Here is a 14,533-nt window from a genome sequence, read left to right as displayed (position 1 = left end):
GTTTTCACGCGTATGTAAGCCTCGCAAATTGACTTCAGGGAAGTGGACTTGGCTATCTATAGAGAAAAAGACGTTTTCGAGCGGCGCAATGCCGCAAACGAGGCAAAGAAGGCGCTTCTGGAGCGCTTCAAGGCGAAGCCGGCGGCAGACGATCCAGCGGTGCTGGCACGACAGGCCGAGCGCAAGGCGATCCTCGAGGCCCGCGCGATACGCGAGGCCGAAAAGGCCAGGCTGAAGCAGGAAAAGCTGGCGCGCGAAGCGGCCGAAAAGGCCGAGCGTGAGGCAGCTGCGGAAGCGGCACGCATCGCCGCGGAAGAAGCCGCACAGGCCGAAGCGAAGATCCGGGAAGCTGAAGAGAACGAGCGCATCGCCCGTTTTCTTGCCGACGAGGCCGAACGCAAGGCCAAGCGTGACGCACGCTATGCCGCGCGCAAGCAGCGCACCGGCAGGACGCCGCCCGGCTTCTCCGCCCGATAGCGCCTTCCGGCGCCGATCAGCCGAATTCAAGACTCAGGGCTGCCTTGCAGCGGCCCCGAACGCGTTCGTCTGTCAGAATCGGCTAAGCCGCGAGCTTCAGTCCCATGATGCCGCAGACGATGAGCGCGATGCAGGCCAGCCTGATCGCCGTCGCCGGCTCCCCGAGCAGCCATATCCCCAACAGCGCCGTGCCGACGGTGCCGATGCCGGTCCACACCGCATAAGCGGTGCCGACCGGCAATGCCTTCAGCGCCAGGCCGAGCAAGGCTAGGCTGACGATCATCGAGGCTACCGTCAGGACGGTCGGTAGCGGCTTCGAGAATCCGTCGGTGTATTTGAGGCCGATCGCCCAGCCGATCTCCAACAGGCCGGCGAGGAACAGGAAAATCCACGACATCGGAACGCTCCGTTTCGATGGCCTCCGGCCGATTTCTTGAAGGCGCAAAAACTATCTTCGCCGCATCCATGGGGATGAGCGTGAGCTTAATGAACATCATACCGGCCGCGTTCGCGGCCGGTCGAAATGAGCCGAAACGGTAGCTGCGGCCCTACTTGTCCTTCAGCTTCATCGCCTTCACCGGCGGTGCCTTCAGGGCCGGCGCCGGAGCGGGTTTCTTCGCGTCCTTCTTCGGCTTGCGGGCTTCCTTGCCCGCCTTCATCGCACCCTTAGCCATGATTCGTTCCTCCAGTTGATGCCTAGCGAAGTGAAACAAGAGAAAACGCTCGACTGCAAGAGGCCGTTGCCGTGCAGTCGCCCTGGCCGATGGCTGTTAACCGGTTTCTAATTCCCTCGTAAACCGCAGCGGTCCGTGCCATGGTCTTCTTCGCACTGCAGCATCATCCCTTGCGTTTCGCCAGCTGATGATCAGGCAGGCCGGTCAGGACGACAATGCGGATCCACATCGGTTGCCAGATGAGTTTCGATTTCCCGCAAGAAACACCGCTGATCGCGATGCTAAATGTCCATTATTCGCGCGCATCTGATCTTGAGCGGCCGGACTTCCTGACGTCGAACCCGCCGGTGCCGATCGAAAGCTACCGCGACAGTTTCGGCAATTGGTGCAACCGTCTCGTTGCGCCGGCCGGGCGCTTTGCGTTCGGCACTGACGCGGTCATCCGCGACCCCGGCTCCTTCGAGACGCGCGAGCTGACGGCGTGGCAGCACGAGGTGCGCGATCTGCCGTCGGAGACGCTGCTGTTCCTGCTGCCCAGCCGTTATTGCGAGAGCGACGTGCTGTCGAATGAAGCATGGCGGCTGTTCGGCAGCACCCCGCTAGGCATTCCGCGCGTCCAGGCGGTCTGCGACTTCGTCCATAACCACATCGTCTTCAACTATTTCAATGCACGCCCGACACGCACCGCCGCCGAAGCCTATCGCGAGCAGAGTGGTGTATGCCGCGACTTTGCTCACCTCGCTGTTGCCTTCTGCCGCGCCCTGAATATTCCGACCCGCTACTGCACCGGCTATATCAGTGATATCGGCCTGCCAAAGCCGTGGTCGGACATGGATTTCGCCGCCTGGATGGAGGTCTATCTCGGCGGCCGCTGGCACGCTTTCGATCCGCGCAACAACGCACCGCGCATCGGCCGTATCCTGATTGCCTCCGGACGCGATGCCGCCGATGTGCCGCTGACCCACATTTTCGGGCCGGGCGCGCTGGCTGGCTTCAAGGTCTGGACGGACGAGGTCGTCGAATAGCCCCGCGCCGCCCTTTTGAACAACTGACCTTGTGAACAACTCGACACTTCGGGCGTTGTGGGGACTGTGGAGCGTGGGCGGGCGCTCCGCCAATCTCGGTGCATCAACCAAGGCAGCACACCATGGCGGCGCATGGCGGGTCGAAAAAAGTGATCTATGCGGCGCTCGCCGGCAATCTTGCGATCGCACTGACCAAATTCGCCGCTGCGTTGTTCACGGGCAGCTCGGCAATGCTCTCGGAAGGCGTCCACTCGCTTGTCGATACCGGTAATGGCAGCCTGCTGCTTTACGGCATGCACCGTGCCGCCCGGCCGGCCGACCGCACGCATCCGCTAGGCCATGGCCGCGAGCTGTACTTCTGGAGCTTCATCGTTGCGCTCCTCGTCTTTGCACTGGGCGCCGGCATATCGTTCTACGAAGGCGTGACGCACATCATGGCGCCGGAGCCGATCGCCAACGCCAAGGTGAACTACGCTGTCCTTGGCCTTTCCTTCCTCTTCGAAGGCACCTCTTGGCTGGTGGCGCTGAAGGAATTCCGCCACCAAAAAGGCAGCCACGGCTGGCTCGAGGCGGTGCAGCTCAGCAAGGATCCGAGTGTCTACACCGTACTCTTCGAGGACAGCGCGGCACTTCTCGGCCTCGTTGTCGCCTTTGCCGGCATATTGGCGGCGGAATTGCTGGACATGCCGAAGCTCGACGGCGCCGCGTCGATCGGCATCGCGCTCATCCTGGGCGCGACCGCGGTCTTCCTGGCGCGCGAAAGCAAGAGCCTGCTGCTCGGCGAGCCGGCCTCGCCCGAGGTGCAAATGAAAGTGCTGGCCATCGTCCAGCAGGACCCGGCGGTGCAGCGGGCAAATGGCGTGCTGACGCTGCATATGGGTCCGCAGGAGATCGTCGCCGCTCTAAGCATCGAGTTCGAGGACCATTTGTCGGCGCCCGAGATAGAGACCTGCGTCGAGCGCCTCGAGACACGGCTGAAGGCGGAGTGACGCGGCTCTTCGTCAAGCCGCAGACCACCGGCACCTGGGAACGCCGGAGCAAGGCCTTGGCGAGGGCATCCGGACAAGAACCAGCCTAAGGAAAATGGCTTGAGGAAACCGATGCGTCATCGGGCAGTCCCGGCTATGATCGCAGGCAAAAGCTAGGGAGGAACGAAGATGAAAATCGACGGCGGGTGTCATTGCGGCGCCATCACTTACGAGGCCGAAGTCGATCCGGAAAAGACCACCATTTGTCACTGCATCGATTGTCAGAAGCTAACCGGAACGGCCTTTCGCGTCACCGTGCCGGCGTCCGAGGACAATTACAGGATCACCAAGGGCACGCCGAAGATCTACATCAAGACCGGTTCGAGCGGCGCCAAGCGCGCCCAGGCATTTTGCGGTGAGTGCGGCTCGCATCTCTACGCCACGTCGGCGGGCGAGGGACCGAAGGTTTACGGCATCAGGGTCGGCACGGCACGGCAGCGCGATCAACTGGTGCCGAGAAAGCAGATCTGGCACCGCTCGGCGCTGCATTGGCTGCCGGAATTCGAAGGCACAACCATCATCGAGGAGCAGTAGCGCCGGACTCGGACGAAGCGCTCGGCTCCGGTTCCGGCATAGCTCTCAATCGTCGCCTTCGACGACCCTCAGCCTCAATTGCCCGGTTTTCGAATCGGCGACGCGCGGGCTGCTTTCCGCTTTTGCTCCGCTGCCATTCGAACCAGCGGTGTCCTCTGCCGGCTGCACGCCAAACTCCAGCGCTTCGATCTTTTGTCCGCGCCTGGTCACCTTCGATGTCGAGACCAGGATGTCCTCGATATCCCTGGCCGATTGGCCGAAATGCGTCTGCAATTTGCGCACCCGCTCGTCGAGCCGGGAGACGTCTTCCATCAGCCGGATGACCTCGCCCTGGATCAGGTGCGCCTGCTCGCGCATGCGTGCGTCCTTGAGAATTGCCTGGATGACCTGGATAGACAGCATCAAAAGCGATGGCGAGACAATGACGATCCGCGATCGATGCGCCTTTTGGACAACGGCCTCGAAATTCTCATGGATTTCGGCGAACACCGATTCCGAGGGCACGAACATGAAGGCGGTGTCCTGCGTCTCGCCCTGGATCAGGTATTTTTCGGAGATATCGCGGACATGCACCTCGATGTCGCGGCGGAAAGCCTGAGCGGCGGACTTCTGCAGGTCGGCGCCTTCGGCGGCACGGATGGCATTCCAGGCCTCGAGCGGAAACTTTGCGTCGATGGCAAGCGACGGTGCGCCGTTCGGCATCCTTACCAGGCAGTCGGGCCGGCTGCCATTCGACAAGGTCGCCTGGAATTCATAGGCGCCGTGCGGCAATCCGTCGGCGACGATGGCTTCCATGCGCGACTGGCCGAAGGCGCCGCGCGTCTGCTTGTTGGAAAGGATCGCCTGCAATTGCACGACCTGGCCGGCCAGCGACTGGATGTTGCCTTGCGCGATATCGATAACCGCCAGCCGTTCCTGCAGCTTGGCGAGGCTCTCATGCGTCGATCTCGTCTGCTCGGTCATGGTCTGGCCCAAGCGGCCGGTCATGGCATCGAGGCGCTGGCCGATCGACTGTGTCAGTTCCGCCTGGCGCGCCCCGAACACTTCGGCGATGGCGCCCATGCGGCCCTGCATTTCCGCCTGGCTTGCCAAGATGCCGGCCATCCTCGCCTCGGCGTCGCGGGCGTGGTCGGCGGCTTCGGCGGCCGCCATTGCACGCGCCTTGGCCGATCGCCAGAGCGCAACGACGAGCGCCGCGAACAGTCCGAGGAACAGCATTGCGCCGAAACCCAGGGCATGGCCCAGCGTGATCGTGGTGGCGCCGAGGCGGGCTACAGGTTCGGACAGGATGGTGGCCAGATCGTTCATGCCGACAGCATAGATGATTCGGTTCGCTGGCACAGATCAAAACGGGAACGACCCGAAGGCGTCCCGGTTGACGCTTTTCCTGCGAGGTCTTAGGTGAGACGCCATGTCGATCAAGCCGCTTATCATCCTTCCCGATCCCGTCCTGCGTCAGGTTTCAAAACCGGTCGAGCGTGTCGACGGCGATTTGCGCAAACTGGCCGGCGACATGCTGGACACCATGTATGACGCGCCCGGCATTGGCCTCGCGGCGATCCAGGTCGGCGAACCCTTGCGCATGCTGGTGATCGACCTCGCCAAAGAGGACGAGACGCCGGCACCGCACGTCTTCATCAATCCCGAAATCCTCGAAAGCTCCGACCAGCGTTCGGTCTATGAGGAAGGCTGCCTGTCGATCCCGGACTACTACGCCGAGGTCGAGCGGCCGGCGGCGGTGCGGGTGAAGTATCTCGATCGCGACGGTCAGCTGCAGGAGATCGAGGCCGAAGGGCTGATGGCGACCTGCCTGCAGCATGAAATCGACCATCTCAACGGCGTGCTGTTCATCGATCACATCTCAAAACTGAAGCGCGATATGGTGGTCAAGAAGTTCAAAAAGCTCGCCAGGGACAAGGCGCCGGGCAAGATGGTGGGATAGGGGTCGACGAATGCCCCTGCGTGTCATCTTCATGGGTACGCCCGAATTCTCCGTGCCGACCTTGCGGGCGATTGGCGGGGCAGGGCATGAATTGGCAGCCGTCTACACGCAGCCGCCGCGCGCCGGCGGCCGGCGCGGGCTCGAGCTGACGCCGTCGCCGGTGCAGCGCGAAGCGGAGCGGCTGGGCGTCGAGGTTCGCGCGCCGGTGTCGCTGAAGAGCGAGGCGGAGCAGGAGGGGTTCCGCGCCTTGCGCGCCGATGTCGCCGTGGTCGTGGCCTACGGGCTGCTTCTGCCCAAACCCATCCTCGAGGCGCCGCGGCTTGGTTGCCTCAATGGCCACGCATCGCTGTTGCCGCGCTGGCGCGGCGCTGCCCCTATCCAGCGCGCCATCATGGCCGGCGATACCGAAACGGGCATGATGGTGATGCGGATGGAGGAAGGCCTCGACACCGGGCCGGTGGCAATGGTTGAAAAATGTGCCATCGGACCCGACATGACGGCCGGCGATCTGCACGACCGGCTGATGGTGTTGGGTGCGGCTCTGATGGTGCAGGCGCTCGAACGGCTGGAACGGAATACGCTGACTTTGACCACACAGGCGGAGGTGGGGGTGACCTACGCCAAGAAAATCGATAAATCGGAGACTCGCGTAGACTGGCTGCGACCTGCCGGCGACGTGCACAACCAGATTCGCGGCCTGTCGCCCTTTCCCGGTGCATGGTGCGAGGCCGAAATCGGCGGCCGCGTGGAACGGCTGAAACTGCTTCGCTCGACGCTCTCGCAAGGCGCCGGCGAACCGGGAGGAATTCTCGATGACCGGCTGACGGTCGCCTGCGGGTCAGGCGCGATCAGGCTGGTCGAAGTTCAACGTGCGGGCGGAAGGCCCATTGCCGCGCAGGAGTTTCTGCGCGGGGCCAAGCTCGAAAAAGGAATGAAACTGTCATGAGCATGATGTCCATACGCGCGGCGACGCCGCGGGACCGCGAGGCGATCCGCCTTGTCGAAGAACACGCGTTTGGCCAGCAGACGGAGGCCGGACTGGTCGACGCGCTGGTCACCGGCGGTGATGCCGTCGTCGAACTGGTGGCGGACGAAGACGGGCAAGTGGTCGGCCATATCCTGTTTTCACGGCTTTTCGTTCAGAATGGCGGCAAGAGCTTCCCGGCGGTGGCTTTGGCTCCTTTGGCGGTCGAGCCGTCGTTCCATGGCACCGGCATCGGCGGTGCGCTGGTCCGCGAGGCGCATATCCGCCTGAAGGCTGCCGGCGAGACGCTCGCCGTGGTGCTCGGCGATCCGGCTTACTATGGACGTTTCGGCTACAGCCGCGCCCGTGCAGCAAAATTCGAGAGCGAGTACCAAAGCGAGGCTCTGCAGGCGCTTGCCTGGGGCGAGGCGCCGGAGACCGGCAGGCTGGTCTACGCCTCGGCCTTCGGCTCAGCCCTCGCCGCCTGATTTCGCCTCGATCCGGGAATGCCGCGTTTTCGCCTCGACATCGAATATGACGGCAGTCTCTTCGCCGGCTGGCAGCGCCAGGCCAACCAGCCTTCGGTGCAGCAGGCGATCGAGCAGGCGATCGAGAAGTTCTGTGGTGAGCAGGTTTCGCTGCGCGCTGCCGGCCGCACCGATGCCGGCGTCCATGCGACCGCTCAGGTGGCGCATGTCGATCTGATCAAGGCATGGCCCGGCGACAAGGTGCGCGACGCCGTCAACGCGCATCTGCAGGCGGCCAAGGTGCGCATCGCCATCCTGAAGGCCGCCGTCGTGCCGGATGACTTCGATGCGCGTTTCTCGGCGATCGGCCGCCATTACCTCTACCGCATCGTCAACCGCCGCGCGCCGGCGGCGCTCGACAAGGGCAAGATCTGGTGGGTACCGAAGCAGCTCGATGCCGGTGCCATGCACGAAGCGGCAAAGGTGCTGCTTGGCCGGCATGATTTCACCACCTTCCGCTCGACCCAGTGCCAGGCCACCAGCCCGGTCCGCACGCTCGATCGGCTTGACGTCAGCCGGGCGGGCGATTTCATCGAAATCCGCGCTTCGGCGCGGTCATTCCTGCACAACCAGGTGCGCTCGATGGTCGGCTCGCTCAAACGTGTCGGCGAAGGCGGCTGGACTATTGCCGACCTCAAGGCGGCGCTTGAGGCGCGCGACCGTGCGGCCTGCGGTCAGGTGGCGCCGCCCGACGGGCTGTTTCTCGTCGGCGTCGATTATCCGACGCCCGGCTGATCCGGAACGCTGATCCCGAGCAGCGCCTGCAGGCCGAACAGGACGATCAGCGACGCCACGAACATACCGGCAAAAACAGCGCTGCCGGTGGCCGCACCCCTGCCGATCGCAACGTTGGTCATCCGCCAGGTCAATACCATCGACAGTGCGAACAGCAGCAGCGACACCAGTCCGGAGACTTCGTTGGCCGACGTCAGGAAGAGCCGGATCAACGCCGATGGCAGCATCATCCAGGCGATGATCGCCGAGGCCCAGTTGCTGGCGACGACATAATGGACGAAACGACCGCCGACGCCGACCCGCGGCGCCACCAGGGCGAGGCCGATGAGCGGCAGCACCCAGGCGCCGATATCGACGGTGGCCAGGCGGATCAACATGCTGAAACGGCCGACGAATGCGTTGGGGTCGCCGATCTCGTTGGCAATACCGACCCAGCCGACGATCAGTGCTGGCGCCGCGACGACGATGGCAAAAAAGGAGTTCCAGAAACCGTCCGCCGAAAGGTCGAGCAGGCGAAATCCGTCGGCCTTGCCGAGCATCAGCCGCCAGGCACCGGCAAGCGAAGCGTAGGTTTCATCTGCTGAAAGCATCACTAGGATATGTCCTGCGCAAACCAGTCTTCAACGAAGCGCAGATAAATCTGCGTCAGCGTCTCGAGGTCGGCAATCGCCACGCGTTCGTCGACCATGTGCATGGTCTTGCCGACCAGTCCGAATTCGACGACCGGACAATAATCCTTGATGAAGCGGGCATCGGAGGTGCCGCCGGAGGTGGAGAGCGCCGGCTTCCTGCCGGTCACCGCCTTGATCGAGCCGCCAAGCGTTTCGATCAACCTGTCGTCGCGTGTCAGGAAAACATGGCTCGGCCCGTCGCGCCAGACGATCTCGTAGTCGACCGGCGTCTTCTTGCCGGCGCGGTATTTCTTGCGTTTCGCCGCCCGGTCGAGGCGGTTGTGGATCTCGGCCTGGATCGTCTCGGCGGTCCATGTGTCGTTGAAGCGGATATTGAAGGTAGCCGCCGCCTTCGCCGGGATGACGTTGGTGGCAGGGTTGCCGACATCGATGGAAGTGACCTCAAGATTGGTCGGCTGGAAATCCCTTGTTCCGTTGTCGAAGACGGGGTGAAGCAAGGCGTCGACCAGCGTCACCAGGCCGCGCACGGGATTGTCGGCTAGCTGCGGATAGGCGGCGTGTCCCTGGCGGCCGTTGACGGTGACCGTGCCCGACAGCGAGCCGCGCCGGCCGATCTTGATCATATCGCCGAGCGCGTCGGGATTGGTCGGCTCGCCGACGATCGCAGCATGCCATTTCTCGCCCTTGGCAGCCGCCCATTCGAGCAGCTTCGTCGTGCCGTTGATCGCCGGACCTTCCTCATCGCCGGTGATCAGCAGCGAGATCGACCCCTTCGGGCCTCCCTTCTGCGCGATGTGTCGCGCCACCGCCGCGACGAAACAAGCAATGCCGCCCTTCATGTCGACAGCGCCGCGGCCGAACATCTCGCCATTGGCGATGTCGGCGGCAAAGGGCGGGTGCGTCCAGGCTGTTTCATCGCCCACCGGCACCACATCGGTATGGCCGGCAAACATCAGATGCGGGCCGTTGCCGGAACGCCGCGCGTAAAGGTTCTCTATGTCCGGTGTGCCGGATTCGGAAAACACCGGGCGCTCGACGGCAAAGCCGAGCGGCTTCAACATTTCTTCCAGCGCGCTCAAGGCACCGCCTTCGGCGGGCGTCACGGAAGCGCAGCGAATGAGAGCAGCCAGATTTCTAGTCGGATCAGTAGGCAGCGTCATGGGCAAAAGCGATAGTCGAAAGCGCAAGGCCTGTCACGGCCAGACATAAGGGCCGGCCATGCCGCCGACATTATGGTTTTCATGTCGTATAATTGCAGCAAGGCTTCTCGACCAGGACAGGGCCATCGCAGCGCCGGCGGCCGGCTGAGGTCGGCGAACTGCAAGGCGCGGTCCTGCGTCTGGCCGAAAAGGCCGGCACGCCGGCGCCGTTGCTGAAGCGTGTGACGGCACTGGTGCGCGCGGCCGAGCAGGAGAGAAGCGGATCGCCCTGCCTGACGCCGGAAGCCGTCGCTGCGACCGTCAGATCGTAGCCCGCACAGGCGCCCAGTAACGGCCCTTGCCGGTGCGCTTGGCTTCGTAGAGCGCATGGTCGGAACAGGTGAGCAGGATTTCCGGATCGCCGCCGTCGGCGGGTGCGAAGGCGCTGCCGACGCTCAAGCCGACATGGATGGCGGAACCGACCCCGAGGTCGAAAGGCACCGAGACCTTTTCGATGGCGCGCTTTGCCAGGTAGGTAGCCTCGATCTCCGAGGTTGCGGGCAAAAGGATGACAAATTCATCGCCGCCGATGCGGAAGACCACGTCCCCCGGCCGGAAGCCGCGCTTCAATCGTTCGGCCACCTTGCACAGCAGCACGTCGCCGACTGCGTGGCCAAAACGGTCGTTGACCTGTTTGAAGCCGTCGAGATCCATGCTGAGCACTGCAAACGGCTTGCCGCCATTGGCGGCCGGTGCCGCAAGGTCGCGGCACATGTCGCGCAATTTCTCCTGCAGGAAGATGCGGTTTGGCAGACCGGTCAGCGCGTCCTTGATGGCCAGGTCGCGATTGTCCAGTTCGGCGCGGATCATGCGGGCGTTGATCGCGTGGTTCTGAAGCAGCACGATGATGACGCCGGCCACATAGAACGGCGTTTGAATTCCGACGATCGGCATTCCGGGCGCCGCAGAAAACAACGCACCGGCCACGTAAGGCAGGCTTACGGCCAACATGACGAATATGGCGAAGCGCGGGGTCGCCGCATTGCGTGACGACACCACGCCGACGACGCCTGCGACATTCAAGGCGGCAAGTACGGAAAGCGCCATATTCCCGCTGGCAACACAGCCATAGCAGCCGAGGCCGAAAACAACCGACCAGACGCCGCTGGCTGCCATCAGGCCCGCCAGCGGCCCTTTCGAGCCGCGCCTGCGGGCCTGCTCGCATTCCCGCATCAGCAGAACACGGACGGTGAAAAGCATCAGGTCGGCTGCGATCCAGGCGTAGGGCCACCAATCCTTGGTGAAAAATGCGGCGCTGACCGCAACCAACAGAACGCTGATGGTGCCGAACAGGACCGCGAATTTGCGGTCGAAAGTGGTGTCGAGCAGCCGGGCGCGGACGGCTTCCGGTTCCAATCTCATCGGCGAAGAGAACCAGGCAAACAGGCGAGCGCCGTCGCTCCACGTTTTGCGCGGCTCCTTGGTGGTCAGGGATAGGTCGCTTGCCAGTCGAGTGCTCCGTGCCGGTCGACACAGTCTTCGCCGGCATGCTGGGCGAGGGTGATTAACATTCGCTTAGAGCATCCGGCGCAAAACCGGGCTTTCGGAACTCCCCGCTCTGCCGCTCTCGCGGATCTGCCGCCGGCTCGCGGGTTCTAGCTTGCCGGCCCCGGTCGTCTGCGGACTGCAGGCCGACCCGGCGGACCCGGCTCGGGATCGGTCTTCGCCGCACGTGCCGGCTGCCCATGAGGGGTTTCGATCAGCGTGATCTTCTGCCAGATCTTTCGCGACAGGTTCGAAGCCAGGTTCTCGATGTCATTGACGCCGTCGATGACCACGGCGTCATTCACCGATTGCGCGAACAGCGCGGCGATCTTGCCGGTGATCGACAGCATTTCGGAGCAATAGTCGAGATAGCGGGCAAGGTCGGCGGCGTTGGTGATGCGGGCTGGCGAATGCGCAGTCGGCTTGAAACTGGCTGAAAGTGCTGCCGGATCCTTGGTCAGCTGGTGCATGTCAATGACGTGGATCAGCGACCGCAGCCCGTGGAGCTGGCGAAACACCCGCTTGCGCTTGATCCGCTCCTCGGAGCGGATCAGGGCAAGGAAGCCCAGCACGGCGAGGATGATCATGTTGAGGGAGGCTTCGATGCCTTGCACGGATTGGAAGGCATCGTGGTTTCCAGAAATGCGGCCAAGCGGCAGGATTGTGCCGACGAACAGGAACATCAGCGCTCCGACGGCGAAGGCGGCGATGATGAGGCCGCGTAGCCACCAGATCGGCGCCTCCAGCGCCTTGGCTGCCTTTGCCAGATCGCGCGACAGCGACACGAGCTCGGCGGCGACGCCGCGCAAGCCTGCATCGGGAAAGCGCTCGGCGACGCGCTCTTCCAGCCTTTCGGCGGTTTCGAGGATCAGTTTCGAATCAAGCGAGCGGTAACGCATGACGAAATGTCCGATCGGCGCTCAGGGTTCGGCCGGTGCGTTGGTGCGCTTGCCGTAGCGGTTGGGGCCGGGTTGCCCCGGAAACAGGCAAAGCACGAGGAAAGCGATGATCGAGACAACCGGCACGAACAGCACCAGCGCCGCAACGCCCGGCTTGTCGAGGTCGTGCAACCGCTTCACCGCCAGCACCACGTTCGACCAAAGCGAGGCAATGAAGGCGATGAAGAAAATAAACGACCACATGTTGCTCTCGGTGGTGCCTTCCGGCACCAGCGTGAAACGGTAGAGCGGGAAGGCCTGTATGATGGCCACCAGCAGTCCTCCAAGAAAATAGGCCGCGCGGCTGACGCGGCCCGAAGCTTTGAAGAAAAGCCAGATGAGGTCTGATCTGTCAGGCAAGCGAATTCCGTCCGTATTCGTTGAGAAAGATCAATCGCGCAGCAATTCGTTGATCGAGGTCTTGGAACGGGTCCTGGCGTCGACCCGCTTGACGATGACGGCGCAGTAGAGGCTGGGGCCGGGCTCGTTGTTTGGAAAAGGCTTGCCCGGCAGCGAGCCGGCGACGACGACGGAATTAGGCGGCACCTCGCCGTAGAAGATCTCGCCGGTGGCGCGGTCGACGATCTTGGTCGACTGGCCGATGAAGACGCCCATGCCGAGCACCGAGCCCTCGCGCACGATGCAGCCTTCGACCACTTCGGAACGGGCGCCGATGAAGCAATTGTCCTCGATGATGGTGGGACCCGCCTGCATCGGTTCCAGCACGCCGCCGATGCCGACGCCGCCCGACAGATGCACATTCTTGCCGATCTGGGCACAGGAGCCGACCGAAGCCCAGGTGTCGACCATGGTGCCGCTGTCGACATAGGCGCCGACATTGACGAAGGACGGCATCAGCACGGCGCCGGGCGCGACATAGGCGGAGCGGCGCACGATCGACGACGGCACGGCGCGGAAGCCGGCCTTCTCGAAATCGACGGCGCTCCAGCCGTCGAACTTCGAGGGCACCTTGTCCCACCATACCGCCTGACCAGGACCGCCCTTGATGATCTCCATCGGGGTGAGCCGGAAGGACAGCAGCACCGCTTTCTTCAGCCACTGGTTGACGTGCCATTTGCCGTCGGCCTGCCGCTCGGCGACGCGGGCGACGCCCCGGTCGAGCAGGTCGAGCGCCGATTGGATGGCCTCGCGCGTCTCGCCGCGGGTTGCGGTCGAAATCGTGTCGCGTTCCTCGAAGGCGTTCTCGATAATCTCCTCGAGGCTCGCGAGATCGGGCTTCGACATGAATTCGCTCCATTACCAAGCTGTTAAGGGCCGGCGCCTTAACCTGTTTGAAAGTCGCGCGGACCCTATGTGAAGGCTTGGGGAGGGTCAATCGCGGCAGCGTCACGGGACGGCGCAAGTGAATGATTGGACGGGTAAAGCAAATATGACTCCCATGGAAAAGGCGGGATGGACGCCGCTGCCGCATTCGGACGAGGATCTGGAGCGGTCGAGAAGTGTGCCTGACACGCCGCAAACGCGCGCGGAGACATATCGGCTGGCCTGGAACGATCCCGATTTCATGACGCGGCGCGAATTGCGCGCGGTCAGGCTGCAGCTCGAACTGCTGAAACCGGAGATGATCCTGGCCGAGCGCGGCATCCAATCGACCGTCATCCTGTTCGGCGGCGCCCGCATACCCGAGCCCGGCGGCGAAGCCTGGGCGGCCAAGAACGAGACGCAGAAGAAGAACCTCGAGCAAAACAGCAAATACTACGAGGAGGCGCGCAAATTTGCCCGCCTCTGCTCGCAGCAGTCGGCCACCTCGTACTATCGCGAATTCGTCGTAGTGACCGGCGGCGGGCCTGGTGTCATGGAGGCCGGCAATCGCGGCGCCGATGATGTTGGCGCGCCGTCGATCGGTCTCAACATCGTGCTGCCGCACGAGCAGGCGCCAAACGCCTACGTGACGCCGGAACTATGCTTCAACTTCCACTATTTCGCGGTCCGCAAGATGCATTTCGTCATGCGTGCCAAGGCCGTCGCGGTATTTCCCGGCGGCTTCGGCACGATGGACGAGTTCTTCGAAACGCTGACCCTGATCCAGACCGGCCGCATGGAACGCGTGCCGGTCATTCTGTTCGGCAAGGCTTTCTGGGCAAGGGCGATCGACCTCGATTTCCTCGCCGAGCAAGGCACGATCACGCCTGGCGACCAGGATATCATCGATTTCGTCGACACCGCCGACGAGGCCTGGGGAATCATTAGCCGTTTCTACAAGTTAGGGGAGTAAGGGAGTAAGGGAGTAGGGAATAGGTGGTTGCAGCCGCCGCCTTTCAGGTCAATTTCCCCCTACTCCCCTACTCCCCTACTCCCCTACTCCCCTAACGCCAATAGCCGGGTGGGAGCCGGGGGGAAAGTCGGTGGCGG

18 protein-coding genes and 1 pseudogene are annotated in these 14,533 nt (G+C 63.3%); 10 read left to right on the top strand and 9 right to left on the bottom strand.

What is annotated here, in order from left to right; translation table 11 throughout:
* Positions 1 to 48: 48 nt before the first annotated feature.
* A complete protein-coding gene (locus AC0L2X_RS28385; protein WP_023718183.1) occupies positions 49 to 477 on the top strand; it encodes a DUF6481 family protein in 429 nt (142 codons plus the stop codon).
* 82 nt (positions 478 to 559) lie between these two features.
* Here the strand turns inward: AC0L2X_RS28385 and sugE are convergent, their stop codons facing one another.
* Both sugE and AC0L2X_RS28375 read right to left on the bottom strand, forming a co-directional pair.
* Positions 560 to 874 (bottom strand): quaternary ammonium compound efflux SMR transporter SugE, encoded by a 315-nt coding sequence (gene sugE, locus AC0L2X_RS28380; protein ID WP_473600759.1) that lies wholly within the window; start codon positions 872 to 874, stop codon positions 560 to 562.
* A gap of 151 nt (positions 875 to 1,025) precedes the next feature.
* On the bottom strand, positions 1,026 to 1,151 hold the full coding sequence (locus AC0L2X_RS28375) for a hypothetical protein (protein ID WP_013528464.1): 126 nt from the start codon (positions 1,149 to 1,151) through the stop codon (positions 1,026 to 1,028).
* A gap of 215 nt (positions 1,152 to 1,366) precedes the next feature.
* Between AC0L2X_RS28375 and AC0L2X_RS28370 the strand changes: the two genes are divergently transcribed.
* From AC0L2X_RS28370 to AC0L2X_RS28360, 3 genes and pseudogenes are all read left to right on the top strand, one after another.
* Entirely contained in the window at positions 1,367 to 2,176 is an 810-nt protein-coding gene (locus AC0L2X_RS28370) for a transglutaminase-like domain-containing protein (protein ID WP_254815869.1), read from the top strand.
* A 122-nt stretch (positions 2,177 to 2,298) separates the two neighbouring features.
* Positions 2,299 to 3,254: pseudogene (locus tag AC0L2X_RS28365) on the top strand (cation diffusion facilitator family transporter).
* Between the two features lie 79 nt (positions 3,255 to 3,333).
* On the top strand, positions 3,334 to 3,738 hold the full coding sequence (locus AC0L2X_RS28360; protein WP_352467821.1) for a GFA family protein: 405 nt from the start codon (positions 3,334 to 3,336) through the stop codon (positions 3,736 to 3,738).
* Positions 3,739 to 3,783: 45 nt separating this feature from the next.
* Here the strand turns inward: AC0L2X_RS28360 and AC0L2X_RS28355 are convergent, their stop codons facing one another.
* Positions 3,784 to 5,046 carry a DNA recombination protein RmuC gene (locus AC0L2X_RS28355; RefSeq protein ID WP_473600758.1) on the bottom strand — a complete coding sequence of 421 codons (1,263 nt, stop codon included), beginning with the start codon at positions 5,044 to 5,046 and terminating at the stop codon, positions 3,784 to 3,786.
* 103 nt (positions 5,047 to 5,149) lie between these two features.
* Here AC0L2X_RS28355 and def point away from each other — a divergent pair, with 103 nt between their 5' ends.
* The 4 genes from def to truA are packed head-to-tail and all read left to right on the top strand — an operon-like array spanning position 5,150 to position 7,906.
* Positions 5,150 to 5,680, top strand: coding sequence for a peptide deformylase (gene def, locus AC0L2X_RS28350; RefSeq protein ID WP_473600757.1), 531 nt, complete (start codon positions 5,150 to 5,152; stop codon positions 5,678 to 5,680).
* A gap of 16 nt (positions 5,681 to 5,696) precedes the next feature.
* Positions 5,697 to 6,626, top strand: a complete 930-nt coding sequence (gene fmt, locus AC0L2X_RS28345) for a methionyl-tRNA formyltransferase (RefSeq protein ID WP_473600780.1) — start codon at positions 5,697 to 5,699, stop codon at positions 6,624 to 6,626.
* Positions 6,623 to 7,132: a GNAT family N-acetyltransferase gene (locus tag AC0L2X_RS28340; RefSeq protein ID WP_254815873.1), complete on the top strand. Its 510-nt coding sequence runs from the start codon at positions 6,623 to 6,625 to the stop codon at positions 7,130 to 7,132. Before fmt ends, AC0L2X_RS28340 begins: the two co-directional genes overlap by 4 nt.
* A gap of 18 nt (positions 7,133 to 7,150) precedes the next feature.
* A complete protein-coding gene (gene truA / locus AC0L2X_RS28335) occupies positions 7,151 to 7,906 on the top strand; it encodes a tRNA pseudouridine(38-40) synthase TruA (RefSeq protein ID WP_473600756.1) in 756 nt (251 codons plus the stop codon).
* Here the strand turns inward: truA and AC0L2X_RS28330 are convergent.
* Together AC0L2X_RS28330 and dapE are read right to left on the bottom strand one after the other, a co-directional pair.
* On the bottom strand, positions 7,888 to 8,496 hold the full coding sequence (locus AC0L2X_RS28330) for a transporter (RefSeq protein ID WP_352455970.1): 609 nt from the start codon (positions 8,494 to 8,496) through the stop codon (positions 7,888 to 7,890). The two genes, truA and AC0L2X_RS28330, sit on opposite strands and share 19 nt — an antisense overlap.
* A 2-nt stretch (positions 8,497 to 8,498) precedes the next feature.
* Complete coding sequence (gene dapE, locus AC0L2X_RS28325) at positions 8,499 to 9,698, bottom strand: succinyl-diaminopimelate desuccinylase (RefSeq protein WP_473600755.1); 1,200 nt, start codon at positions 9,696 to 9,698, stop codon at positions 8,499 to 8,501.
* 92 nt (positions 9,699 to 9,790) lie between these two features.
* Here dapE and AC0L2X_RS28320 point away from each other — a divergent pair, with 92 nt between their 5' ends.
* Positions 9,791 to 10,009 carry a ketopantoate reductase C-terminal domain-containing protein gene (locus tag AC0L2X_RS28320; protein WP_473600754.1) on the top strand — a complete coding sequence of 73 codons (219 nt, stop codon included), beginning with the start codon at positions 9,791 to 9,793 and terminating at the stop codon, positions 10,007 to 10,009.
* On the opposite strand, the gene AC0L2X_RS28315 is transcribed toward AC0L2X_RS28320, so the two are convergent.
* From AC0L2X_RS28315 to dapD, 4 genes are all read right to left on the bottom strand, one after another.
* Entirely contained in the window at positions 9,999 to 11,099 is a 1,101-nt protein-coding gene (locus AC0L2X_RS28315) for a GGDEF domain-containing protein (RefSeq protein WP_473600753.1), read from the bottom strand. The genes AC0L2X_RS28320 and AC0L2X_RS28315 overlap by 11 nt on opposite strands.
* A gap of 233 nt (positions 11,100 to 11,332) precedes the next feature.
* Positions 11,333 to 12,121 (bottom strand): hypothetical protein, encoded by a 789-nt coding sequence (locus AC0L2X_RS28310; protein ID WP_473600752.1) that lies wholly within the window; start codon positions 12,119 to 12,121, stop codon positions 11,333 to 11,335.
* A 21-nt stretch (positions 12,122 to 12,142) separates the two neighbouring features.
* Positions 12,143 to 12,520, bottom strand: a complete 378-nt coding sequence (locus AC0L2X_RS28305; protein ID WP_352455974.1) for a DUF805 domain-containing protein — start codon at positions 12,518 to 12,520, stop codon at positions 12,143 to 12,145.
* A 30-nt stretch (positions 12,521 to 12,550) separates the two neighbouring features.
* On the bottom strand, positions 12,551 to 13,405 hold the full coding sequence (gene dapD / locus AC0L2X_RS28300; protein ID WP_023677474.1) for a 2,3,4,5-tetrahydropyridine-2,6-dicarboxylate N-succinyltransferase: 855 nt from the start codon (positions 13,403 to 13,405) through the stop codon (positions 12,551 to 12,553).
* Positions 13,406 to 13,550: 145 nt separating this feature from the next.
* On the opposite strand from dapD, the gene AC0L2X_RS28295 reads away from it, so the two are divergent.
* Positions 13,551 to 14,396, top strand: a complete 846-nt coding sequence (locus tag AC0L2X_RS28295; RefSeq protein ID WP_473600751.1) for an LOG family protein — start codon at positions 13,551 to 13,553, stop codon at positions 14,394 to 14,396.
* The last annotated feature ends 137 nt before the right edge of the window (positions 14,397 to 14,533 follow it).

Source organism: Mesorhizobium sp. WSM4828 (genome assembly GCF_055811175.1).
This window is presented reverse-complemented; position numbering and strand designations above follow the sequence as displayed.